Source organism: Kribbella sp. NPDC056861 (genome assembly GCF_040687575.1).
In the GTDB taxonomy this organism is placed as follows: domain Bacteria; phylum Actinomycetota; class Actinomycetes; order Propionibacteriales; family Kribbellaceae; genus Kribbella.
On sequence record NZ_JBFBNQ010000007.1, the window covers coordinates 60,873 to 83,143 of the forward strand.

At 68.8% G+C, this 22,271-nt stretch carries 21 protein-coding genes and 1 tRNA gene; 14 read left to right on the forward strand and 8 right to left on the reverse strand.

The annotated features are described in order from the left end of the window. The first annotated feature begins 15 nt into the window (after nucleotides 1-15). Complete coding sequence (locus AB0P21_RS31930) at nucleotides 16-3,720, forward strand: S8 family serine peptidase (protein WP_363701401.1); 3,705 nt, start codon at nucleotides 16-18, stop codon at nucleotides 3,718-3,720. Nucleotides 3,721-3,757: 37 nt separating this feature from the next. Here the strand turns inward: AB0P21_RS31930 and AB0P21_RS31935 are convergent, their stop codons facing one another. Beyond that, entirely contained in the window at nucleotides 3,758-4,741 is a 984-nt protein-coding gene (locus tag AB0P21_RS31935) for a helix-turn-helix domain-containing protein (RefSeq protein WP_363701403.1), read from the reverse strand. Between the two features lie 134 nt (nucleotides 4,742-4,875). On the opposite strand from AB0P21_RS31935, the gene AB0P21_RS31940 reads away from it, so the two are divergent. Beyond that, nucleotides 4,876-5,073, forward strand: coding sequence for a hypothetical protein (locus tag AB0P21_RS31940; RefSeq protein ID WP_363701405.1), 198 nt, complete (start codon nucleotides 4,876-4,878; stop codon nucleotides 5,071-5,073). Nucleotides 5,074-5,130: 57 nt separating this feature from the next. Then, nucleotides 5,131-5,739 carry a GNAT family N-acetyltransferase gene (locus AB0P21_RS31945; RefSeq protein WP_363701407.1) on the forward strand — a complete coding sequence of 203 codons (609 nt, stop codon included), beginning with the start codon at nucleotides 5,131-5,133 and terminating at the stop codon, nucleotides 5,737-5,739. On the opposite strand, the gene AB0P21_RS31950 is transcribed toward AB0P21_RS31945, so the two are convergent. The 3 genes from AB0P21_RS31950 to AB0P21_RS31960 form a co-directional block, all read right to left on the reverse strand. Next, nucleotides 5,733-6,587, reverse strand: coding sequence for a hypothetical protein (locus AB0P21_RS31950; RefSeq protein ID WP_363701409.1), 855 nt, complete (start codon nucleotides 6,585-6,587; stop codon nucleotides 5,733-5,735). The genes AB0P21_RS31945 and AB0P21_RS31950 overlap by 7 nt on opposite strands. Then, the gene (locus AB0P21_RS31955) at nucleotides 6,584-7,159 is read right to left on the reverse strand and encodes a sigma-70 family RNA polymerase sigma factor (protein WP_363701411.1); all 576 of its coding nucleotides are present in this window, start codon (nucleotides 7,157-7,159) and stop codon (nucleotides 6,584-6,586) included. The genes AB0P21_RS31950 and AB0P21_RS31955 overlap by 4 nt, the downstream gene beginning before the upstream one ends. A gap of 143 nt (nucleotides 7,160-7,302) precedes the next feature. After that, a complete protein-coding gene (locus AB0P21_RS31960) occupies nucleotides 7,303-8,136 on the reverse strand; it encodes a carbon-nitrogen hydrolase family protein (protein WP_363701413.1) in 834 nt (277 codons plus the stop codon). A gap of 97 nt (nucleotides 8,137-8,233) precedes the next feature. Between AB0P21_RS31960 and AB0P21_RS31965 the strand changes: the two genes are divergently transcribed. Continuing rightward, nucleotides 8,234-8,728: a hypothetical protein gene (locus AB0P21_RS31965; protein WP_363701415.1), complete on the forward strand. Its 495-nt coding sequence runs from the start codon at nucleotides 8,234-8,236 to the stop codon at nucleotides 8,726-8,728. A gap of 86 nt (nucleotides 8,729-8,814) precedes the next feature. On the opposite strand, the gene AB0P21_RS31970 is transcribed toward AB0P21_RS31965, so the two are convergent. Then, nucleotides 8,815-8,898, reverse strand: a tRNA-Leu gene (locus tag AB0P21_RS31970). 235 nt (nucleotides 8,899-9,133) lie between these two features. Between AB0P21_RS31970 and AB0P21_RS31975 the strand changes: the two genes are divergently transcribed. From AB0P21_RS31975 to pknB, 6 genes are all read left to right on the forward strand, one after another. After that, nucleotides 9,134-9,961: a DUF3662 and FHA domain-containing protein gene (locus AB0P21_RS31975; protein ID WP_363701417.1), complete on the forward strand. Its 828-nt coding sequence runs from the start codon at nucleotides 9,134-9,136 to the stop codon at nucleotides 9,959-9,961. 10 nt (nucleotides 9,962-9,971) lie between these two features. Next, a complete protein-coding gene (locus AB0P21_RS31980; RefSeq protein ID WP_363701419.1) occupies nucleotides 9,972-10,460 on the forward strand; it encodes an FHA domain-containing protein in 489 nt (162 codons plus the stop codon). Between the two features lie 9 nt (nucleotides 10,461-10,469). Beyond that, nucleotides 10,470-11,849, forward strand: a complete 1,380-nt coding sequence (locus tag AB0P21_RS31985) for a protein phosphatase 2C domain-containing protein (RefSeq protein WP_363701421.1) — start codon at nucleotides 10,470-10,472, stop codon at nucleotides 11,847-11,849. Beyond that, the gene (locus AB0P21_RS31990) at nucleotides 11,846-13,243 is read left to right on the forward strand and encodes an FtsW/RodA/SpoVE family cell cycle protein (protein WP_363701423.1); all 1,398 of its coding nucleotides are present in this window, start codon (nucleotides 11,846-11,848) and stop codon (nucleotides 13,241-13,243) included. The genes AB0P21_RS31985 and AB0P21_RS31990 overlap by 4 nt, the downstream gene beginning before the upstream one ends. Then, complete coding sequence (locus AB0P21_RS31995; RefSeq protein WP_363701425.1) at nucleotides 13,240-14,691, forward strand: penicillin-binding transpeptidase domain-containing protein; 1,452 nt, start codon at nucleotides 13,240-13,242, stop codon at nucleotides 14,689-14,691. The genes AB0P21_RS31990 and AB0P21_RS31995 overlap by 4 nt, the downstream gene beginning before the upstream one ends. Nucleotides 14,692-14,818: 127 nt before the next feature. Continuing rightward, a complete protein-coding gene (pknB, locus tag AB0P21_RS32000; RefSeq protein WP_363701427.1) occupies nucleotides 14,819-16,684 on the forward strand; it encodes a Stk1 family PASTA domain-containing Ser/Thr kinase in 1,866 nt (621 codons plus the stop codon). A 101-nt stretch (nucleotides 16,685-16,785) separates the two neighbouring features. On the opposite strand, the gene AB0P21_RS32005 is transcribed toward pknB, so the two are convergent. Together AB0P21_RS32005 and AB0P21_RS32010 are read right to left on the reverse strand one after the other, a co-directional pair. Continuing rightward, on the reverse strand, nucleotides 16,786-17,403 hold the full coding sequence (locus tag AB0P21_RS32005) for an aminodeoxychorismate/anthranilate synthase component II (protein ID WP_363701429.1): 618 nt from the start codon (nucleotides 17,401-17,403) through the stop codon (nucleotides 16,786-16,788). Between the two features lie 41 nt (nucleotides 17,404-17,444). Further along, complete coding sequence (locus AB0P21_RS32010; protein WP_363701431.1) at nucleotides 17,445-18,215, reverse strand: DUF881 domain-containing protein; 771 nt, start codon at nucleotides 18,213-18,215, stop codon at nucleotides 17,445-17,447. A 105-nt stretch (nucleotides 18,216-18,320) separates the two neighbouring features. Here AB0P21_RS32010 and AB0P21_RS32015 point away from each other — a divergent pair, with 105 nt between their 5' ends. After that, the gene (locus tag AB0P21_RS32015; RefSeq protein WP_363701433.1) at nucleotides 18,321-18,587 is read left to right on the forward strand and encodes a cell division protein CrgA; all 267 of its coding nucleotides are present in this window, start codon (nucleotides 18,321-18,323) and stop codon (nucleotides 18,585-18,587) included. Between the two features lie 211 nt (nucleotides 18,588-18,798). Here the strand turns inward: AB0P21_RS32015 and AB0P21_RS32020 are convergent, their stop codons facing one another. Beyond that, complete coding sequence (locus AB0P21_RS32020; RefSeq protein ID WP_363701435.1) at nucleotides 18,799-19,692, reverse strand: alpha/beta hydrolase; 894 nt, start codon at nucleotides 19,690-19,692, stop codon at nucleotides 18,799-18,801. Between the two features lie 74 nt (nucleotides 19,693-19,766). Between AB0P21_RS32020 and AB0P21_RS32025 the strand changes: the two genes are divergently transcribed. The 3 genes from AB0P21_RS32025 (at nucleotide 19,767) to AB0P21_RS32035 (ending at nucleotide 22,247) form a co-directional block, all read left to right on the forward strand. Beyond that, nucleotides 19,767-20,300, forward strand: a complete 534-nt coding sequence (locus tag AB0P21_RS32025) for an EXLDI protein (protein ID WP_363701437.1) — start codon at nucleotides 19,767-19,769, stop codon at nucleotides 20,298-20,300. 154 nt (nucleotides 20,301-20,454) lie between these two features. Then, nucleotides 20,455-21,426: an ATP-binding cassette domain-containing protein gene (locus tag AB0P21_RS32030; protein ID WP_363701439.1), complete on the forward strand. Its 972-nt coding sequence runs from the start codon at nucleotides 20,455-20,457 to the stop codon at nucleotides 21,424-21,426. Further along, nucleotides 21,423-22,247, forward strand: coding sequence for an ABC transporter permease (locus AB0P21_RS32035; RefSeq protein ID WP_363701441.1), 825 nt, complete (start codon nucleotides 21,423-21,425; stop codon nucleotides 22,245-22,247). The genes AB0P21_RS32030 and AB0P21_RS32035 overlap by 4 nt, the downstream gene beginning before the upstream one ends. Nucleotides 22,248-22,271 lie beyond the last annotated feature (24 nt).

Here is a 22,271-nt window from a genome sequence, read left to right on the forward strand (position 1 = left end):
GAGGAGATCCTGCCCATGTCCTCCCCAGTCCCTGTGCCGTCAAGGAAGGCTGCCGCCACCCTCGCGGCCGTCCTTGCGCTCAGCGTCGCCGCGGTGATCCCGGCCGGCGCCACACCGCCACCCACCAGTCCACCCACCACGCCACGCGCGACCGGCGGCGTACCGGCGAAGGCTTCGGTCGTCACCCTGATCACCGGTGACGTCGTCGAGGTCACCGACGCCGGCGGCGGCAAGAAGGCGGCTGCCGTCCGTCCGGCCCCCGGCCGCGAGCGGATCGCCTTCCACACCATCGAGGTCGACGGCGGCCTGCGGGTGCTGCCGAGCGACGCCGTGCCGTACATCTCGACCGGTGTCCTGGACGCCGACCTCTTCGACGTCGACGAACTGATCGCCGATGGCTTCGGCGACTCGGCCGGGACTACCCTCCCCCTCATCATCCGGTACTCCGATCCGTCCGCCGCGCGGGCGCAGGCCCTGACCGGTACGACCACCACGCGCACCCTCGACTCGATCGGCGCCACCGCGGTCAAGGCGGCCAAGGGCGAGCTGCCCGCGCTGTGGAAGTCGCTCGAGCCGACCAGGAACGCTCGCGCGCTGAGCCGGGGCATCGCGAAGATCTGGCTGGACGGCCGGGTGCACCCGGTGCTCGACAAGAGCGTGCCGCAGATCGGCGCCCCCGCCGCGTGGCAGGCCGGGTTCGAAGGCAGCGGCATCAAGGTGGCCGTCCTGGACACCGGTGTCGACGCCGAGCACCCCGACCTCAAGGGCAAGGTCAAGGAGGCCAAGGACTTCTCCGACAGCCCGACCGGCCCGGCTGACCACTTCGGCCACGGCACCCACGTCGCGGCGACCATCGCGGGCACCGGCGCGGGCGCAGGAGGCACTCGCAAGGGCGTCGCGCCCAAGGCCGACCTGCTGATCGGCAAGGTGCTCGGCGACGACGGCTACGGCTACGACTCCGGCATCATCGCCGGGATGGAGTGGGCCGCGGAGCAGGGCGCGCGGGTCGTCAACATGAGCCTCGGCGGCGGCCCGACCGACGGTTCCGACCCGCTCAGCCAGGCGCTCGACCGGATCACCGCTGCCTCCGGCACGCTCTTTGTGGTTGCTGCAGGCAACGATGGCGCCGACCAGTCCGTCGGGGCTCCCGGTACGGCGCCGTCCGCGCTGACCGTCGGCGCCGTCGACCGCAACGACCAGTTGGCCGACTTCTCCAGCCGCGGACCACGACTCGGCGACGACGGCCTGAAGCCCGAGATCACCGCGCCCGGCGTCGACATTGTCGCGGCCCGCGCGGCCGGTACGGCGATGGGCCAGCCGATCGACGACCTCTACACCGCAGCCTCCGGTACGTCGATGGCGACGCCGCACGTGGCCGGATCGGCCGCCCTGCTCGCCCAGGCGCACCCGGACTGGAAGGCCGACCGGATCAAGGACGCGCTGGTCAGCACCGCCAAGACCAACCTGGACCTGAGCGTCTACGCCCAGGGCTCCGGCCGGGTAGATGTCGCCCGCGCCGTGGCGCAGAAGGTCTACGCGACCGCGACGGCCGACTTCGGTCTGGTCAGCGCGGGCTCGACCAAGACGGTCACCTACAAGAACGACTCCGCGGCCGCGGTCACGTTGACCCTCTCGGTCAACGTGACCAACCTGGACACGAAGCAGCCCGAGACCGACGCGTACACGGTGCCGGGCACCGTCACCGTGCCGGCCGGCGGCAGCGTCGACGTACCGGTGGCCCTGGACCCGGCCAAGCTCACCCGCGGCCTGTTCAGCGGCTGGATCGTCGCCACCGGCCCGAACGGGCTGGTGACGCACACCGCGGTCGGCACCCTGAAGGCCGGACCGAAGCACAAGGTGACGATCCGGGCCGTCGACCGCGACGGCAAGCCGACCGGCGTACCGGTGGTCAGCCTGTTCGGCGACAACTCCCGGTCGGACGTGCTCGGCTGGCTCGACGACGGCGAGACCGCCACCGTCGAGCTGGAGGAAGGCAACTACCTGGTGCACGGGCTGGTCGAGGACTACAACGTCCAGGACGAGAAGGTGAGCCTGTTCACCGACCCGAACATCTCCGTCACCAAGGACATGGAGCTCGTCATCGACGCCCGCAAGGCGGCGCCGATCACGATCACCACGCCCAAGCCGTCCGAGCAGCAGGCGGTGCTGAGCTACTACGTGCACCGGGTCTACCCGAACGGCCGCAGCATCAGCCACGGCGTCATGCACTTCAGCACCGTCAAGCAGGTGCTGGTGACCAGCACCAAGCCGGTCGCCGAAGGCACCTTCGAGTTCTCGTCCCGCTGGCAGTTGGCCGCGCCGCTGGTGCAGACCTCCATCCCCGGCATCAGTGGGCCGCTGGACATCAACTTGTTGCACCACTCGCCGTCGTACGAGGGCAAGAAGAGGTTCCCGCTGGTTGCGGGCGGTCCGGACCTCAAGGGCGTCAAGGGCGCGATCGCTGTGCTCGACTCCAGCGAGGACGGCTGGGGCAACGGCAGTGAGCAGGAGCAGATTGCCGCGGCCGCCAAGGCGGGTGCAGCGGGCGTCATCCTGGTCCGCCCGGCCGGCTGGTCGGCATGGACCGTCTGGACGCCCGTCGGCGACCGGGAGCCGATCCCGGCGATGGTGACCGGCAGCAACGACGGCGAGAAGCTCCTGAACCGGATCCGTCAGGGCAAGGCCACTGTCGACCTGACGCTGACCACCTCGAGCCCCTACCTGTACGACGTCCAGCAGGTGTCGAGCAGCTTCATCCCGAAGAAGATCGACTACAAAGTGACCACTGCCAACAGTGCGCGGGTCAACACGTCGTACGCCGACAACGGTGGCTTCAACTGGGCGAAGGAGCAGCGGTTCGGCTGGCGTCCGTGGCAGGAGTTCTCCTGGAACGACGCGCAGCGGACCATCGAGACCCCCAAGGCTCGGGAGGAGTGGGTCACCACCGGCGACTCGCTCTGGCAGCACCGGGTGCACCACCTCTACCCGTGGAACGAGATGGGCCCGCTGATCGGCGGCCTGACCTCGTTGCCGCGGACCTACAAGCCGGGGACGTCCAGCGAGACCTGGTTCGGTCCGGTCGTCCGGCCGGCCGCCGCGCCTGGGATCGTCTCCACCCGCACCGGCGATCGTCTGTCGCTGCGTGTGCCGGCGTTCGTCGATGCCGACGGCCACTACACGGTCGGCGAGACCACCTCTTCGTCCGCGGTGCTGAGCCGCAACGGCGCTGTGGTGGCGGAGCTGCCGGACGCGTGGGAGGACGTCATCACGAGTGGCGCCGACGCGGCGTACAAGCTGGAGCTGGCGACCGAGCGGAAGGACACGGAGGGCGAGTGGAACTGGGGCACCAGCGCTCGCACTGTCTGGGACTTCCGGTCCAAGCAGGCTCCGGCGGACAAGGCTGTTGCGCTGCCGCTGCTGCAGGTCGGGTACGACGTACCGGCTGACCTGACCGGACGGGTGGCTGCTCGGCCGCATGTGATCGGGTTCAGCGTTCGTCAGCAGGCTGGTGCGCCGGCTGCCCGGTCCACCTCACTGCAGGCGTCGGTGTCCTTCGACGAGGGCAAGACGTGGCGCCGGATCATCACTGTCGGCGCTCTGGGTCGCTACGTTGCCGTAGTACCGGCGGGTAAGGGGACTGTGTCGCTGAAGGTCGTCGCTGGTGACAGTGCCGGCAACAAGGTGACCCAGACCGTCATCCGGGCCTACGGGCTCAAGTAGGTGACCGCTGTAGCCGGGACTCCCTCACGGGTCCCGGCTACAGCCATTTCCGGCGGGCTGCCTGGAAGGCCAGGCCTGTGCGGGTGTCGACGCCTGCGAGCGCCATCATCCGGTCGAGGCGGCGCTGGACCGTACGGCGGCTGATGCCGAGCTGGGACGCGATGGACTTGTCCGGGACGCCTGCGACGAGCAGGGACAACAGGAAGCGCTCGTTGTCGTCCAGACCCTCCGGGTCCTGCGCCTCGGCGGACTGGAGCTTCACCGGGGTCGCCGCCTCCCACTGGCTCTCGAACAGAGCGAGTAGTGCGTCCAGTAGCTGGCCCCGGCCGATCACCGCGGCCGTCGGCTCACCAATGCCCGCCTCCTCGTCCCGAACGAGCGGACAGACCGCAGTAGCCCGGTCGACGATCGCCAGTCGCACGGGGAGCGTCGGCAGCGTCCGTGCCTCCTCACCCCAGCTCACGCCTTCGGCGATGGTGTCGAGCTCGCCGGGCGTCTCCAGGAGCGCCCGTTCGTAGATGGCCCGGTAGCGGACGCCGCGGCTGAGCGCGCCGTACTCCTCGGTGTTCTCCGCGCCGGCCATCGCCAGCGGGTTCGCACGGCAGAACCAGAGGATCTCCGAGCGCGCCGACTCCTGCAGGTCGCGCAGCCGGTCGCGCAGCGGGGCCGCGCCGACGATCACCTCGACCAGGTGGTGCGCGTCCCGGCGGCTGGCGCTGAGCCGGAACTCCTCGCTCAGCGACGCCACCGTCTTGCGGGCCGACTCGAGCGACTCCTGCCGCCGTAACAACGTTGTACCGAGCGCAACGTCAGGCGGCAGCGCACGAAAGACCGGGTCGTCGCCGGGCTGCGCCGTGACCGTGACCAGGCCCTTCGCCTGCAGCCGCTGCAGCACCTCGATCGCCTCCGGCTGCGGCAACCGGGCGACCTCGGCCAACTCCGCCGACCGCGCGACCGACAGCCCGACCAGCAGCCGGTATGCCTGCTCCTCGTCGGCGTCCAGCAGCGATCCGTCGTGCATCCAGCCCACCTCCTCGAAAACTCCACCCAATCGTGGCACCGAACTGCCGTCACGAAATCCAGCCTCCGCCGTCACTACCGGTGAAAGACGCAATCGCGGACCTCCCGCCCGAGCCGCCATCGAGAGAGATCACCATGAACTGGACGGACTACGCCGGCCTCGTCGGCCTGGTTACTGCCGCGGTACTGGCCGGCTGGACGCTGCTGGGCACCAACACCACCACGCCGCATCGCGGAACGCCACGACATCTGGGAAATCCGGGGCACCGCTTCGGCTCCGGCCGGCACCGGGCCCAAGGTCAACGGCTGCTGACCCGGCTGAAGGCCCGCTGACTGAACCCTCCGCGGACTACGCTCATGGGAGCGCTCTCAAGCCTGTTGGAGGGGTCCATGCCTGAGATCCGGCCGTACCGGCCGAGCGATCGGGACGCTGTCGCCGACATCTGCGTCCGCACCGCCGACAACGGCGGTGACTCCCGATCGCTCTACCCGGACCTCGACCTGATGCCGAGCATCTTCGCGCTCCCGTACGTCGTCCTGGAGCCGGAGTTCGCGTTCGTGCTGGCCGACGATGCCGACCACCCGGTCGGCTACATCCTCGGCACCGCCGACACGCCGACCTTCGCCCGGCGCTTCCGCACGGAATGGCTACCGGGCCTACTCGAGCGCTACCCAGCGCCGACCGATCCACCCGGTACGCCGACCGAACTGATGATCAGCTTGATGCACGACCCGGAGCGCCTTGTGATCCCCGAGGTGGCGGCCTATCCCGCCCACCTCCACATCGACCTGCTCCCGCAGTACCAGCGGGCCGGCCACGGGCGTGCCCTGATGGACACGCTCCTGGCCGCCCTCGCCGCAGCCGGCATACCGGCCATTCACCTGACCATGCTGACGTCGAACACCCCGGCCCGAGCCTTCTACGACCGCCTGGGCTTCCACCACATCCCGGTCCCCGACGTCGACGTGGTGACGTACCTGGGGCGCAGTACTCAGTGAGGCCAGGGCAGCATCCGAAGGCAACCCTTGGGATCCGAGCTGCCTGACTCGCCGGTCTCGATCACCTTGGTACCGGTGGGGTCGGCCAGGCAGGTCCGTTGGGAGACGCGGTTCCTGGACGTCAGGTAGACGAGCTTCCCAGCTGCGTCGTACCCGCGGGTGTCGTAGCGGGTGTCTCCCCGGTCGCCGAATCCACTGCGCCCACCCGGCACCGGCCCTTTGCCCGGCAACGGTGCGAACCAGTAGCCCTGGCGCAGGATCGCCTGCACCGGCTCCTGGCCGGGCAGCTCGACGACCACCTTGACGACCGGCTGGGTGTAGCGGCCGACGGACGGCAGCACTGTCTCCACGAGCGAGTACAGGTAGGGGAAGTCGTCGTAGCTGGTCGTCCCTCTGCCCTGTGCGTCCCACCCACAGACGTGCAGGTTCGGCACGCCCTGGAGGATCAGCCAGGTCTTCATCGCCGTCTGCGGTACGTCGGTGAACTCGAACCCGTCGAGCACCTTGACCTTCTCCGTGGTGCTCCGGGGGTACTGGCTCACGCATTCCTGCTTCCGCTCGGCCACCTCGGCGGCAGTGAGATCGCGGACCGGGTACTTCGCTGCCTCCGGGGTGGTCGTGGGGGCGGTCGGGGCCGGCGGCGCGTCGTCGTGCAGCGCCGGCAGGCCCACCAGGAGACCACCGGCAGTGACCAGTACCGCTGCCGCCGCAATGAGCGGTACGGCGTACTGGCGTCGGCGGGGCTTGTCATCGAAGGCGGCTTCGTGCTCGACGATCGCCGCGAGCTCGGCGGCTTGCCGCTCCAGCACGTGCGGCGGAAGTTCCTGCTGTGGGGGATGCGTCGTCATGGCCGGCTCTCCAACGGCTCGTACGGGGCGAGGTTCAGCTCGCGAAGACGTTTGCGGGCCCGCGACAGCCGGGATCTCAGCGTGCCCAGCGGAATGTCGAGCGCGATCGCGGCCGCCTGCTGATCGAGGCCGGCCCAGACGCAGATCTCGACGATCTCGCGCTCGTGTCTGGGCAGCTTGGCGGTCGCGGCGCGGGCCTGCTGCAACTGCCGCCGGTCGTCGAGCCGCTCGATCACTCCGTCCGCGTGGTCCGGTTCGTCGGTGGCCGTCAGGTTGGCGGCGGTCAGCGCACGCTGGTAGCTCCGCTTCGAGCGCCACTCGTTGCGGGCGGTGTAGTCGGCGGTCCGCAACAACCACGGCAGCGCCGAGTCGTTGTGCAGGACGATCTCGCTCCGCCGCCGCCACGCCTGCAGGAAGACCGCCGAGGTCAGGTCCTGCGCGTCGCTCCACGATCCGGTCCGGCGGTACAGGAAGTTGTAGATCGCGCCGGCGTGCCGGCGGTACACGTCGGCGAAGGCCTCACCGTCACCGGCCGCCGCGCGCTCCCACAGGACCCGGTCCGTACTCGTCATGGTCATCCGATCCTGACCCCTCACAGGGCCGGATCGGGTGCTGGTCGTGTCATTGAGGATTCCTTCCGCTGGCCGGTCCGCACACCTACTTCTGTCTGCGGAGCCGGCGGCGTTGCCGAAGCAACCCTCGAGCGGTGCTGCTGCTAGCTGATGGTGTGGTTGGTGGAGCGGGGGTCGCCGGTGATCCGGCGGGCGGCGTAGATGTCGCCCTTGGTCGCGGTCTTGCGCCAGGGGCGGGCCTTGGTGAGGGCGGTGGCGTACGCCGGGTCGTCGCGGTCGATCGTGGCGATGGTCAGCTCCTCGGGAGCGGTGACCGTGGCGACGTAGGTGCCGTCGGGGGCGATCAGGCCGGACGGCATCAGGTCGGCGGTCTGGGCCGGGAGCGACATCGCGACCCAGTAGTTGTTGATCGCGGCGTGGGCGCGGGCCTTGACCTCGAAGATCGAGTCCACCGGGTACGCCGAGAGCAGCAGGCACTCGACGCCGAGGCGCTCGTAGTGGCCGAACAGCTGGGGGAAGTTGATCTCGATGCAGATCGCGCAGCCGAACCGGTAGCCGTCCACGTCGAAGACGATCGGCTCGAAACCGGGGCTGAAGAAGCGGGTGACCTCGGTGTTGGACAGGTACTGCTTGTCGTACCGGTCGACGATCCTGCCCTGGTCGGAGATCACGTAGAGGCTGTTGTGCGGCCGGTTCGGCGGCGTCAGCGGGTGGGCCGAGCCGAGCACCACCCAGAGCTTCAGCTTCTCCGCGAGCTTCTTGATCTTCTCCAGCTCGTCGGCGACCACGGCGAAGTCCACCTCGGACCAGTCCTGGACCTGCTCCTTCGGATACCCCGACAGCTGGCCCTCCGGGAACTGGATCAGCCGCGCCTTCCCGGCGGCGGCGGACTTCATCAGCTCCCGGACCTTGGCCCCGTTCTCGGCCGCGTCCTTGGTGATGGTCGGTTCGGCAACAGCAATACGAATCCCCGTCATCGCCCCACGGTCCCATCCCGCGCCGACAATCACACCCGGACTCGGCGAGCGTCACACAGCTGTCAGGATTGTCGGACCCGGCCGACAGGATGGGTCCATGAGCTGGTCCGCCGTCCACGACCTCCGCCTCCGCGCCCGGTACGCCGAAGTCCGCGACCTGGCCGAGTGGTCCGACTGGATGCCCTTCGAAGCCGCCATCCCGAGTGCTCCTCGCGAGCCCGGCGTCTACCTCCTCCGCGAGCCCGTCACCGCCATCATCCGGTACGTCGGAATGGCCGGCGAGCGCGCCTCAGCCGGCCGCCCCCAAGGCCTTTACGGCCGCCTCAAGATCTACAGCAACGGCCGCGGCGCCATCAGCGGCTTCGGCGAAGAAGCCCTCGACCGCGCCCTCGCCGATCCCGTCTGGCTGGAGCAGCAACTCCAGGACCTCCGCGCCCACGGCCCGAAGACCGCCCAGGACTGGGCCCGCGAAGCCGTCCTCCGCCTCGACCTCGAAGTCGCCTGGTCGGTCACCCCGGACACCCACGACGCCCGCTACCTGGAGACCCAGGTCCACACCCTGCTCCAGACCACCGGACTCTGGAACCGCTGACCGGTCAGCAGCTGAGGGCTAGATCACAGCCACGCCCGGGCCGGAAAACAAAAACTCCCGGCCAGTTTCCTGACCGGGAGTCAAAGTGCGCGAGGGGGGAGTTGAACCCCCACACCCTTTCGGGCACACGGACCTGAACCGTGCGCGTCTGCCTATTCCGCCACTCGCGCGCTTGGTCACTGAGAGCCAGAAAACTGCTAACTGCGACCGAGAGAAAACACTAGCACGGCCTCAGGCAGACTCTGACATTGCGGGTTCGGTCGAACCTCCCGATACGATCGATCGTCGTACCCAGTGTGTCCACCGCGCACCGGTGGACACGGGGTACGGCGAGCCTCTTGAAGGTGCCGTACGGCAAGCACGATCGTTGGGTCCACCCGACGACCGAACCGTGGAGGAGGACGCGTGCGACCGCTGCAGCGCTTCGAGCGACGCCTCGAGGGAATCGTGAGTGGAGTCTTCGCGCGCGCATTCAAGGGCGACGTGGAGCCGATCGAGCTGGCCGCGGCCCTCAAGCGCGAGATCGACAACACCGCCCGGATCCTGTCCAGGGACCGCCGGCTGGTGCCGAACCACTTCACCATCGAGCTCGGGCCGGGGGACTTCGAGCGGCTGAACGCCTACGGGCGGACGCTCAACCACGAGCTCGCGAACGAACTGCGCGACCACGCAGACATCCAGCGCTACACCTTCTCCGGACCGATCGAGATCGAGTTGACCCAGGAAGACGAGCTGCCGACCGGCAAGTTCCGCGTCGTCAGCGCCACCGTCGGCAACCAGCAGCGGCCGCCGCAGCCCCAGCAACCGCAGCCGTCGTACCAGCCGGCCCCCGACCCGAACGCGACCGTGCTGCAGAACGCACCGGTGCAACCGCCGCCCGGCCCGCCGCCGGTCCGCCGCGGCCACCCGCAGGTGATGCTCGAGGTGAACGGCCGGCGCCGCCCGATCAACCCGCCCGGCGTGGTGCTCGGCCGGGGCACCGACGCCGACATCCAGATCAACGATCCGGGCGTCTCCCGGCGGCATGCGGAGATCCGGTTGATGCCGGAGGGCCCCGGAGGTGTCAAGGTGGTCCTGGTCGACCTGGGGTCCACCAACGGCACCCTGGTCAACGGACGCCGGGCCGCCGAGGCCGAACTGACCGACGGATCGACCGTGAGGATCGGGAACACCACCATGACGCTGCGCCTAGCGGACGAGCCGATCGCCCAGCCGCCGAGCAGCGGGTGGTGACTGGACTTCCATGTCGGAACTGACTCTCACCCTGATCAAACTGGGGTTCCTGGCCCTGTTGTGGATGTTCGTCCTGGCGGTGCTGTCCGTGATCAGGTCCGACCTGTTCGGCGCCAAGGTGGACGCCCGCGCGATCGCGCCGGCCTCGTCACCGCAGCCCAACGGCCGGACCCCGAAACCGGCCAAGCCGTCCAAGAAGCGCAAGGGCCTGCCCGGCTCGGTCACCATCGCCGACGGCCCGCAGGCCGGCGTCGGCGCGACCCTGGTCGAGGAGCCGGTCGTGATCGGCCGCGGCTCGGACTGCCAGATCCGCCTCGACGACGACTACTCCTCCACCCGGCACTCCCGCGTCTTCCTGTCCGAGGGTGAGTGGTGGGTCGAGGACCTGGGCTCCACCAACGGCACGTACCTCGACGGCCAGCGGGTGACCCGTCCCGTTCCGGCAGAGATCGGCGGTTCCATCCGGATCGGTCGTACGACGCTGAACATCGCGAAGTAGGCGCCGGTCATGACGTTATCGCTCGACTACGCCGCACTGTCCGATGTCGGACGGGTGCGCCGCAACAACGAGGACTCCGCGTACGCCGGTCCGCACCTGCTGCTGCTCGCCGACGGGATGGGCGGCGCCGCGGCCGGTGAGGTCGCCAGTGCCGCGGCCGTCCAGGTGATCCGTCGCCTGGACAAGCCCGGGATCGAGGGCCCCGACATGATGGAGGCGCTCGCCGGCGCCGTCCACCGGGCCAACGAGCGGCTCTCCGAGTTGGTCGAGGAGGACCCGGAGCGCGAGGGCATGGGCTCGACCGTGACCGCGCTGCTCTTCGACGGTCAGCAGCTCGGCCTGGCCCACCTCGGCGACTCACGTGCCTACCGGATGCGCGACGGGCTGCTCTACCAGCTCAGCCACGACCACACGTTCGTCCAGTCACTGGTGGACGAGGGCCGGATCTCCAAGGAAGAGGCCTTCACCCACCCGCACCGAAACCTGATCCTGCGCGTCCTCGACGGCCGGCCGGACTCCGACCCGGACCTGGAGATGCTCGACGTCCAGGCCGGCGACCGGCTGATGCTGTGCAGCGACGGCCTGCCCGACTACGTCAGCGACCAGGTGATCGCCACCGCGATGTCCGACGGTACGCCGGACTCCGTCGTGGTCGACCTGATCACCCAGGCGCTCGAAGCGGGCTCCAACGACAACGTCACCTGTGTGGTGGCCGACGTGGTCGAGACGGACCCTGCCAGCGGCAGCCAGCCGCAGCTGGTCGGCGCCGCGGCCGAGCTCGCCCAAGGCAGCACCGGCCCGGCCACGTCGAGCATGCGCGCTGTCGGCGAAGGCAGCGGGTCAGGAGGCGGCGGTACTGCGGACCTCGACCCCGAGGAGCTCCGCTACGCCCCGCAGGCCCCCAAGCGCTTCCTGTGGCTGCGGCGTCTCGCAGTACTGGTGGTGGTGCTCGGGCTGATCGGCGGAGGCGGCTGGTTCGCCTACAGCTGGACCCAGAAGCAGTACTACGTCGGCACCGACGGTGACTACGTCGCGATCTACAAGGGCGTCGACCAGGTCCTCCCTGGAGTCAACCTGTCCTCCCTGTACGAGAAGCAGGCGCTGCAGGTCGACAAGCTGCCGACGTACAACCGCGAGCAGGTCGAGGGCACCATCCAGGCCGACGACCTGGCCGCGGCCCGGCAGATCATCAGCGAGCTGGAGCGCGCCGCCGCCGAGTGCGCGGCCCAGCCGAACACCAAGCCGACCGCCACTCCGAAGCCGAGTACTCCGGTCTCGACGCCGCCCAAGCCGCCGGCGACCACGCCTGTCTCGACACCGGCGACCACGCCGAGCAGCACGCCGAGCAACGGCGCGGTCAACCCCGACGACTGTGACGGCGTCAAATGAGTATCGCTTCGACCTCCGTCATCCAGATCATCCCGCGCACCCGGCGCGGGGTGGAGCTGATGCTGCTCATCGTGGCGATCGGCGTCTCGGTCGGCGCCTACGTCAACATCGGCCTGACCGTGCAGGACAAGGTCCCGGCCAGCACCGGGTACTACGCGGCCGGGATCGGCCTGCTCGCCCTGATCGCGCACCTGGCGCTGCGCTACCGCGCGCCGTACGCCGACCCGGTGCTGCTGCCGTGCGCGGTGCTGCTGAACGGCCTCGGCGTCGCGATGATCCACCGGATCGACCTCGGCCTGGCCGACGGCCGGATCGCCAAGGGCCTGGAGCCCAAGGCGGCCGCCGCGCCGCAGCAGATCACCTGGACCGCGGTCGGGGTGATCCTGTTCCTGGTCGTCATCCTGCTGATCCGCGACCACCGCCGGCTACAGGCGCTGACCTACACCGCCGGACTGGCCGGTCTCGTCCTGCTGATCCTGCCGCTGATCCCCGGCCTCGGCGTGAACATCAACGGCGCCCGGATCTGGATCCGCGCCGCCGGCATGTCGTTCCAGCCCGGTGAGTTCGCGAAGCTGTGCCTGGTCATCTTCTTCGCCGGTTACCTGGTGGTGAAGCGGGATGTGCTGACGCTGGCCGGGCACCGGTTCCTCGGGCTCGATCTGCCCCGGGCCCGCGACCTCGGACCGATCGGGATCGCCTGGGTGGCCAGCCTCGGCGTGCTGGTGTTCGAGAACGACCTCGGTACCTCGCTGCTGTTCTTCGGCCTGTTCCTGTTCCTGCTGTACGTCGCCACCGAGCGGGCCGGCTGGCTGATCATCGGCGGCCTGCTGTTCGCCGGCGGCGGCGTCTTCGCGTACACCGCCTTCGGGCACGTGCAACGGCGGATCGACGACTGGCAGGACCCGTTCTCGATCGACGGCGGCCAGATCGCCCTCGGTCTGATGGGCCAGGCCTGGGGCGGGGTGCTCGGCCGTGGTCTCGGTCAGGGCCGCCCGGACCTGACCCTCTACGCGAACAGCGACATGATCATCTCCTCGTTCGCCGAGGAGTTGGGGCTGACCGGGCTGATCGCGATCATCCTGGTCTACACGCTGATCATCGAGCGTGGCCTGCGGACCGCGCTGGGCTGCCGGGACATCTTCGGCAAGCTGATCGCGACCGGTCTGGCGATGTCGTTCGCGCTCCAGGTGTTCGTGATCATCGGCGGCGTCACCGGGCTGATCCCGCTGACCGGTCTGGCCACGCCGTTCATGGCCCTGGGCGGTACGTCGCTGGTCGCCAACTGGGCGATCGTGGCGCTGCTGCTGCGGATCAGCGACCAGGCCCGCCGGCCGCAGACCCCTGCGGCGCCGGTCTCCGACGAAACGATCGCGATTGCGGTGCAGAAGGCATGAACTCAGCCATCCGAAAGCTGGCCGTGGCCGCGATCGTCCTGATGCTCGCGCTGATGGCCAACTCCACCTACCTGCAGGCCTTCCGGTCCAGTGAGCTGAACGGCCGCAACGACAACCGGCGGGTCCGGGACCAGCAGTTCTCGGTCGACCGCGGCCCGATCCTGATCGGCAACACTCCGATCGTGGACAGCAAGGAAACCAACGACCAGTACAAGTACCAGCGCACCTACTCCAACGGTCCGCTGTACGCGCCGGTGACCGGCTTCTACTCGTTCCAGTTCGGCCGCGGCGGGATCGAACTGAACCAGAACAGCGAGCTGAACGGGTTCAACCCGTCGCTGGCGTTCCGGCGGATCGTCGACGTGATCACCAACCGGCCGCAGCAGGGCGCGAGCGTCACGCTGACGCTGAACGCGGCGGCCCAGCAGGCGGCGTACAGCGCGCTGGGCAGCAAGAAGGGCGCGGTGGTCGCGCTCGATCCGAAGACCGGCAAGGTGCTGGCCCTGGTCAGCCGGCCGTCGTACGACCCGAACCTGCTCGCCTCGCACGACCTGGGCAAGGCCAGCGACGCCTGGAAGACGCTGAACGGCAGCGACGACAAGCCGATGCTGAACCGGGCGATCAAGGAGCTCTACCCGCCGGGTTCGACCTTCAAGCTGGTCACCTCCGCGGCCGCGCTGGCCAGCGGGAAGTTCACGCCCTCGACGGCGGTGAACTCGCCGGCCTCGCTGCCGCTGCCGCAGACCACCACCCCGCTGGTGAACGAGAACGGCCAGAACTGCGGTGGCAGCAACAACGCGACCCTGACGGTGGCGCTGCGGTACTCCTGCAACACCGCCTTCGGCACCATCGGCCTGGCCCTCGGGCCGGACGCGCTGCGCGAGCAGGCCGAGAAGTTCGGCTTCGGCGAGCGGCAGCTGCCCGAGCTCGGCGCGGTCGCCAGCCAGTTCCCCGGCGACCCGAACGAGCCGCAGACCGCGCAGTCCGCGATCGGCCAGTTCGACGTCCGGGCCACCCCGCTGCAGATGGCGATGGTGGCGGCCGGGATCGCCAACAAGGGCGAGGTGATGAAGCCGTACCTGGTCCAGAACGTCCGGACCGCCGACCTGAAGACGGTCTCGGAGACGAAGCCGGAGTCGCTGCACCAGGCGGTCAGCTCCGAGGTCGCCGCCCAGCTGACCGCGATGATGGTCGACGTCGTGAACAACGGCACCGGCAAGCCGGGCCGGATCGACGGCATCCAGGTGGCGGGCAAGACGGGGACCGCCCAGACGGCCAAGGACCGGCCGCCGTTCGCCTGGTTCACCGCCTTCGCGCCGGCCGACAACCCACAGATCGCGGTGGCGGTGATGATCGAGGACGCGAACGTCGCGCGCAACGACATCGCCGGCGGAACCCTGGCGGCCCCGGTCGCCAAGAAGGTGATGGAAGCGATGCTCGACCGGTGATGACGACGAGATACCAACCGGTGACAGAGCGTCCCGCCGACGGGCGCCGGTGGATGGTCCGGGCTACCGTGGGCACTTTGAGTGAGATTTGGCCGAGTTCGATCCGCGCAGTTTGGAAGGCAGAGTAATGACATCGCAGGCACGTCTCGTCGGCGGTCGCTACGAAGAAGGCGAACCGCTCGGTCGAGGGGGGATGGCAGAGGTCCGCAAGGGCGTCGACAACCGTCTGGGCCGTACGGTCGCGATCAAGCGGCTGCGGGTCGATCTGGCCAGCGACTCCACCTTCCAGGCCAGATTCCGGCGGGAGGCCCAGTCGGCCGCCTCGCTGAACCACCCGACGATCGTCTCGGTCTACGACACCGGCGAAGAACCCGACCCGAACGGTTCCGGCGTCACCATCCCGTACATCGTGATGGAGTACGTGGCCGGCAAGACGCTGCGGGACCTGATCCGCGAGGGCCGCAAGATCATGCCGGAGCGGGCGCTGGAGATGACGTCCGGCGTGCTCGAGGCGCTCGACTACAGCCACCGGGCCGGCATCGTGCACCGCGACATCAAGCCCGGCAACGTGATGCTGACCCCGAAGGGTCAGGTCAAGGTGATGGACTTCGGCATCGCCCGGGCGATCGCGGACACCACCTCGGACATGACCCAGACCGCCGCGGTGATCGGCACCGCGCAGTACCTGTCGCCCGAGCAGGCCCGCGGCGAGACCGTGGATGCCCGCTCCGACCTGTACTCGACCGGCTGCCTGCTCTACGAACTGCTGGTCGGCCGGCCGCCGTTCGTCGGTGAGTCACCGGTGTCGGTGGCCTACCAGCACGTCCGCGAGGAGCCGGTACCGCCGTCCTCGTTCGACCCGGACATCCCGCCGGAGGTCGACGCCGTCGTCCTGAAGGCGCTGACCAAGAACCGCGAGCACCGGTACCAGAGCGCCAACGAGATGCGCCAGGACATCCACCGGGTGCTGGCCGGTCAGCAGGTGACCGCGCCGATGGCGGCCGTCGCCGAGACCCGCTCGATGGCGCCGACCCAGGTCGCGCCGGCTGCCGCCGCCACCCAGGCGTACCAGCCGCAGTCCAACGATCTGCTCCCTCCTGACAACGGCAACGACGACCTGGCGCAGGACTCTCGCTCGCGGCGCAACCGCGGCCTGGCGTACTTCCTGCTCGGTCTGGCGATCGTGGCGATCGCCGTCGGCGCCTACGCGATCATCACGAGCATGAACGACAAGGACACCGCCGGTGGGGGCGACCCGAGCACCAGCAACACGCCGGTCGTCACCCAGGTCGACGTGCCGAAGGTGGAGGGGCTTCCGCTGCAGGAGGCGACCTCTCTGCTCGCCGCCCAGGGACTCACGATCAAGCCGAGCTACCAGACCAGCACCACGGTCGGTAAGAGCACGATCATCAGCCAGGACCCGGCCTCCGGCACCAAGGTGGACAAGAACACCGCCGTCACCGTGGTGGTCTCCTCCGGCCGCGCCGAGCCGACCGCCTTCTCGGTGCCGGACGTGCTGAACAAGTCCGAGGCCGAGGCGAAGAAGCTGCTGCAGAACTCGCCCGGTGAGTTCAAGGTCTCCTCGAACTCCAAGGAGGTCGACAACGAGGCGCCCAAGGGCACCGTGGTGGCGATCGACCCGGGTCCGGACCAGCAATACCCGAAGGGCCAGAGGTTCACCCTGACCATCTCGACCGGGCAGGTCGAGGTGCCGGTGCCGGACGTCACCACGCTGAGCAAGGCCGACGCCGAGCAGCAACTCAAGGCGCTGGGGCTGACCGTCGGCTTCGTCAACGACGACACCAACCCGACCGCTCCCGAGGGCACCGTGACCAAGCAGAGCGTCAAGGACGGCACGAAGGTCAAGGAGGGCACCAAGGTGATCCTCTCGATCGCCACCAAGCGCACCGAGCCCACCCCGACCCCGACTCCGACACCGACCGACACCCCGATCATCGGTGGCGGCGGAAACGGCGAAGAGGGCGACGGCTGACCAGGCCGCACCTGACCTGACCGATGAAAGGGCCGCTGGAGCACCTGCTCCGGCGGCCCTTCTCGTTGTCTCGCTCAGGCGACGCTTCGCCTTCTCCGGGTCTAGCTGACGACCGGAGCCATCCCGGCGGAGCGCTCGACGGCGCCCAGGTCGCCGCACATCTCCAGCCAGTTGGCGAGCATCCGGTGGCCGCCCTCGGTCAGCACCGACTCGGGGTGGAACTGCACGCCCTCGACCGGCAGGTCGCGGTGCCGGGCGGCCATGATCACGCCGGCCTCGGTCCGCGCGGTCACCTGCAGAGTGTCCGGCACGCTGTCCTGGGCGATCGCGAGCGAGTGGTACCGGGTCGCGGTGAACGGGGACGGCAGCCCGGCCAGTACGCCGGCGCCCTCGTGGAACACCTCGCTGGTCTTGCCGTGCAGCAACTCGTCCGCGCGGCCGACCACGCCGCCGTACGCGACGCCGATCGCCTGCAGGCCGAGGCAGACGCCGAAGATCGGCACCTCGCCACCCTTTTGCTTGACGATCTCGACGCAGGCGCCGGCTTCTTCCGGCGTACCGGGGCCGGGGGAGAGCAGCACCCCGTCGTACTCCGAGACCTGGTCGGGGGTGACCTCGTCGTTGCGCAGCACGGTGGTGTCGGCCTGCAACTGCTGCAGGTACTGCACGAGGTTGTAGACGAAGGAGTCGTAGTTGTCGACGACGAGGATCCGCGGCATGCGGACCATTGTCACAGACCGGCCGAGGCTCCGGACCCCGGTCAGCGCCCGGTGACGGAGGGGCTGGCGGTCGGGGTCTTCTCGAAGCCGGGCACGGTCGCGCTCTGCAGCTCCAGGGTGCCCTCGTAGGCAGGCATCGCGATCGAGGCGTCGTTCTTGACCTCGTAGCCGAGCTGGAACCGGACCACGTAGTCCTGCAGGTTCTCGATGTACTTCGAGTCGTCCAGCGCGCGCTGCAGCTTCTGCCGGTCGCCGATCGCGGTGATCTTGTACGGCGGCAGGTAGGGCACGCCGTGCAGGACGACCGAGTTGCCGACGCACTTGATCCCGGTGGTGGAGATCACCCGGTGGTTCTGGATCGAGACGGCGTCGGCGCCGCCGGCCCAGAGCGCGTTCACCACCGCCTGGATGTCCTGCTGGTGGATCACCAGCCAGTCGGCGTCCACGTCCGGGTTGTCCTTGACCACCTCGGGCGGGGCGTCCTTGAGCGTGACGGTGAGGCCCGGCCCGGTGACCGGAACGGTGCCGACCTGGTTGGACAGGTCCTTCAGCTGCTTGGCCAGCTTGGGCTCGATCGAACCCTGCTGGGTCTGCAACTTCTCGATGTCCTGGCTCAGCGCGGCGTGCTGGCGGGTCAGACCGGCGCTGCGCCGACTCTGTTCCTCCACCAGGCCCGCGAGCGTAGTGTTACGACTGGGACGCAGATCGGTACCGCGGGCGTTCGTCGCGCTGGTGGCGAACAACAGGCCGGCGCACAGCAACGCGACCGGCGCACTTGCGCGCCAGAGCGAAAAACGCCGCAGCTTGCTCACCCGTGATCCCCTTGCTCTCGTCTGCACTACGCTAACCGAGGCCAGAGCTAGCTTATGTGCCCCCAGCAGTGATCCTGTCAGGTGTCCGTAACGAGGAGTCGAGTCGTGCCCGAGTCGAGCAGTCGCAAAACCAAGAAGTCGTCCGCCGAGAAGGTCAAGGTGGAGAAGACTCCGAAGAAGCCGCGTACCACCAGCCGGGTGTGGGTCGCCCCGGTGATGCTGGGCTGCTGGCTGCTCGGCCTGATCTGGCTGGTCGTCTTCTACGTCGCCGGTCAGAACATCCCGGTGATGAAGGACCTGAACAACTGGAACCTGCTGATCGGGATGGGCCTGATCGCCGTCGGCTTCGTCGTCTCCACCCAGTGGATCTAGCGGTTCGCTGACGTTTCCCCCGCGGCCCACAGTCGGCGATCGGGCGCAACCGGCTGGGTCCGCGGGGACCGCGAGGCTGTAGTTATCCACATGGGTATCCCCAGGTGTGCACAGCTTTCAGGGGATTTCTCCCCAGGTTTTCCACGGGGCGAGGGACGAATCGGGGCAAAAATCGCCCAAATCTGTGGATAAATAAGGTTTGATCACCGTTTTATCCACAGCTGGGGAGCACGGTCCCCAGTCGGGCCGCGAAGTCCTGGGGAAACTCGTGGGCCAGGCCCGGGATCCGGTCCACGGTGAGCCCGAGGGCGGACAACCGCGGCTCCGCGGTGTCCACAACCTCCAGCAGCTCGTCCGCGGTCCCGATCAGGATGCTCGCCGGTGACAACGCCTGCTGTGCCTTGTCCGGCAGAGCCCGCAGCGCCGGAGCCAGTACCACGACGCCGGCCGCCGGCTCCGGGTCGGCCTCGACGGCCCAGTTGAGCGCCGCTCGCCCACCGGCCGAGAAGCCGGCCGCGATCAGCGGGAGATCCCGGAGCTGCTCCGGAAGGTGGCTGAGCGCCCGGGCGATGTCCTTCGCCGACTCCGCTGGATCCGGCCAGGTCCGGTACATCGGGGACATCAGCTGCGAGGACTCGACGCAGACCAGGGCGTAGCCGAGGTCGAGCACAGCCGCCCAGTCGCGCATCGCATGCCCCGCCCGCTGCCCGGCCCCGTGCAGGGCCACCACGACACCACAAGGATTTTCAGAGTAGGAAATCAGCGGCGGATCCTCCGCCGTGACCTTGCGAGCGCGGGACAGCTCCACCACCGCCTGAAAAGCCGGTAGATACTGCAGCGCCGCCAGATCGTCGTCCTCGGTGAGGATGCCCTCCTCCCACCAAGCTCCAGCAGCGCTGGCCTCCTGCAGCGCGACCAGCGCCTTCGTGGACTCTCCGATCGATCCCAGCAGACAGGCACGCAGATGGGCGAGCTCCGCCGTCCAGGGCGCCAGGTCGGCGCCGGCCGAGTCCAGCAGATCCAGCGCGACCTGCTGCAGGCCCTCGTCGTACAGCGCGCTCACGCGGTCGGTCAGGTGGTCGTAGCGGTCCTCAGAAGTCTCCACAGCACTGATCTTGGCATATATGTAGACGTCTACGTAGAGATGTGCGTATAGTTCTACGTAGGAGGAGATACATCATGCCGAACAAGACGATCTACGTTTCCGACGACGACCTGGCCCTCTACAAGCGGGCCCAGGAACTGGCCGGAAACCTGTCCCAAGCGATCTCGACCGCGCTGCGCCGCTACGTCGAGATGGAGGAAGGCCGGCTCGAGGGCTTCGAGGAGATCACCGTCCGGGTCGGGCGGGGCGCGGGCCGCAAACAGCGGTTCTCCGGCGTCCTGCTGGCCGAGGGCGGCCGCTCCAACAAGAACGGCTACGAGGCCTTCAAGGTCTATCGCAGCCGGACCGGCAAGTTCGTCCTGTACGCCGACCGCAGTCAGCAGTACAGCAATCTCAGCACCGTCGACGGGGTCGAGCAGGAGCCCACCGGCTGGCGGAGCTGGATCGGCAGCTTCAGCGCCAACCAGACCTGGAGCATGGCCCAGGGCGAGGCGACGCTGCACGTGGTGGAGACGGTGGCAGAGCTCCGGGAGCTGATCCCGGAGGACCTCTACACCCTGGTCGAGGACGCGGCCGACCAACCGGCCGTGGAGGACCTCGACATCTAACCCCTTCGACCCCCTGACCAACTGAACACCTGATCCCCCGTACGGCGGCCCACCCACAGCCGGCCGGCTGGATCCGCACGCCCTGAATCTCCTCCTTCCACCCTTCCAAGCCACCTGGGTCAGGTTTCCCCTGCCCGAAAACAAGCGAGGACCCATGAACAGCTCAACCCCGGCCATCGACGTGCTCGGACTGCGCAAGTCCTACGGCGACAAGCTCGTACTCGACGGCATCGACCTGAACGTTGCCCAAGGCACCATCTTTGCCCTGCTCGGCCCGAACGGCGCAGGCAAGACCACCGCGGTGCAGATCCTGTCCACCCTGGTCACCGCCGACGCCGGCCGGATCCGGGTCGCCGGGCACGACCTGCACAGCGAGCCCGACGCGGTCCGCGCCGCGATCGGGGTGACCGGCCAGTTCTCGGCGGTCGACGGCCTGCTGACCGGTGCGGAGAACCTGATCATGATGGCCGACCTGCACCACCTCGGCCGGGTGGAGGGACGCCGCCGGGCGGCCGAGCTGCTGGAGCAGTTCGACCTGGTCGAGGCCGGCAAGAAGCTGGCGATGACGTACTCCGGCGGCATGAAGCGCCGGCTCGACCTGGCGATGACGCTGGTCGGCAGCCCGCGGATCATCTTCCTGGACGAACCGACCACCGGGCTCGACCCGCGCAGCCGGCACCAGATGTGGCAGGTCACCCGGAACCTGGTCGCCAGCGGCGTGACCGTGCTGCTCACCACGCAGTACCTGGAGGAGGCCGACGAGCTCGCCGACCAGATCGCAGTACTGGATCACGGGAAGTTCGTTGCCGAAGGCACTCCGGAGCAGCTGAAACGGCTGGTACCGGGTAGGCACATCCGGCTCAGGTTCAACGCGCCGGACCAGTTCACCCTGGCTACCCGGACCCTGCCGACGGCCGCGCCGGACGAAGACGCGCTGGTGCTGCAGGTGCCGAGCGACGGCAGCGTGCAGTCGCTGCGCGCTCTGCTCGCCCGGCTCGACGACGCCTCCCTCGAAGTGGACGAACTGACCGTCCACACCCCTGACCTGGACGACGTGTTCTTCGCCGTCACCGGCCAGCCCACCACCACCGACGCGAACACCGACCAGAAAGTGACGAGCAAATGAGCACCGTGCTGCAGCAGACCAAGCAGACCACGCAGACCAAGTCCTTCCCGCTGGCCGACACCGCGACGATGCTGCGTCGCCAACTCCGGCACGCGATGCGGTACCCCGCTCTCTCGCTCGGCGCGATCGGGATGCCGGTGGTGATGCTGCTGCTGTTCGGCGTGGTCTTCGGCAAGACCTTCTCGGCCGGCCTCGGCGGCGGCAACGGCTTCGAGTACATCGACTTCCTCACCCCGGGCCTGCTGCTGATGTCGATCGCGTCCGGGATCATGTCGCCCGCGATCGGCGCCGCCACCGACATGACCGAAGGCATCGTCGCCCGCTTCCGGACGATGGCGATCTTCCGTCCCGCCGTCCTCACCGGCCATGTGCTGGCCAACACGATCATCACCGTCGTCAGCCTGGCGCTGGTGATCGGCTTCGCGATGCTGATCGGCTTTCGCCCGAACGCCTCACTGGTGGACTGGCTGCTGACCGCCGGCCTGCTGGTCGCACTGACCGTCGCACTGACCTGGTTCGGGGTCGCCCTCGGCCTGGTCAGCAAGACAGCGGAGGGCGCCAGCAACATCGTGCTGCCGATCTCGCTGCTCCTCCCGCTGCTCAGCACCACCTTCATCCCGCTCGACGCGATGCCCAGCGGTCTGCGCTGGTTCGTCGAGTACCAGCCCTTCACCCCGATCATCGAGACCCTGCGCCACCTGCTGCTCGACACCCCGCTCGAATCCGGCAACGGCTGGCTCTCGGCGGCCTGGTGCCTGGCCATCGGCATCGTCGGCTACTTCTGGGCGCAGAAGAACTACAACAAGGGCACCGCAGCCTGAATCCGATGGTTTTGAGCGATCGCT

Coding starts and splice junctions, on each gene's coding strand:
- AB0P21_RS31930 (WP_363701401.1), top strand. CDS start 16: ATGTCCTCCCCAGTCCCTGTGCCGTCAAGGAAGGCTGCCGCCACCCTC.
- AB0P21_RS31935 (WP_363701403.1), bottom strand. CDS start 4,741: ATGCACGACGGATCGCTGCTGGACGCCGACGAGGAGCAGGCATACCGG.
- AB0P21_RS31940 (WP_363701405.1), top strand. CDS start 4,876: ATGAACTGGACGGACTACGCCGGCCTCGTCGGCCTGGTTACTGCCGCG.
- AB0P21_RS31945 (WP_363701407.1), top strand. CDS start 5,131: ATGCCTGAGATCCGGCCGTACCGGCCGAGCGATCGGGACGCTGTCGCC.
- AB0P21_RS31950 (WP_363701409.1), bottom strand. CDS start 6,587: ATGACGACGCATCCCCCACAGCAGGAACTTCCGCCGCACGTGCTGGAG.
- AB0P21_RS31955 (WP_363701411.1), bottom strand. CDS start 7,159: ATGACGAGTACGGACCGGGTCCTGTGGGAGCGCGCGGCGGCCGGTGAC.
- AB0P21_RS31960 (WP_363701413.1), bottom strand. CDS start 8,136: ATGACGGGGATTCGTATTGCTGTTGCCGAACCGACCATCACCAAGGAC.
- AB0P21_RS31965 (WP_363701415.1), top strand. CDS start 8,234: ATGAGCTGGTCCGCCGTCCACGACCTCCGCCTCCGCGCCCGGTACGCC.
- AB0P21_RS31980 (WP_363701419.1), top strand. CDS start 9,972: ATGTCGGAACTGACTCTCACCCTGATCAAACTGGGGTTCCTGGCCCTG.
- AB0P21_RS31985 (WP_363701421.1), top strand. CDS start 10,470: ATGACGTTATCGCTCGACTACGCCGCACTGTCCGATGTCGGACGGGTG.
- AB0P21_RS31990 (WP_363701423.1), top strand. CDS start 11,846: ATGAGTATCGCTTCGACCTCCGTCATCCAGATCATCCCGCGCACCCGG.
- AB0P21_RS31995 (WP_363701425.1), top strand. CDS start 13,240: ATGAACTCAGCCATCCGAAAGCTGGCCGTGGCCGCGATCGTCCTGATG.
- pknB (WP_363701427.1), top strand. CDS start 14,819: ATGACATCGCAGGCACGTCTCGTCGGCGGTCGCTACGAAGAAGGCGAA.
- AB0P21_RS32005 (WP_363701429.1), bottom strand. CDS start 17,403: ATGCCGCGGATCCTCGTCGTCGACAACTACGACTCCTTCGTCTACAAC.
- AB0P21_RS32025 (WP_363701437.1), top strand. CDS start 19,767: ATGCCGAACAAGACGATCTACGTTTCCGACGACGACCTGGCCCTCTAC.
- AB0P21_RS32030 (WP_363701439.1), top strand. CDS start 20,455: ATGAACAGCTCAACCCCGGCCATCGACGTGCTCGGACTGCGCAAGTCC.
- AB0P21_RS32035 (WP_363701441.1), top strand. CDS start 21,423: ATGAGCACCGTGCTGCAGCAGACCAAGCAGACCACGCAGACCAAGTCC.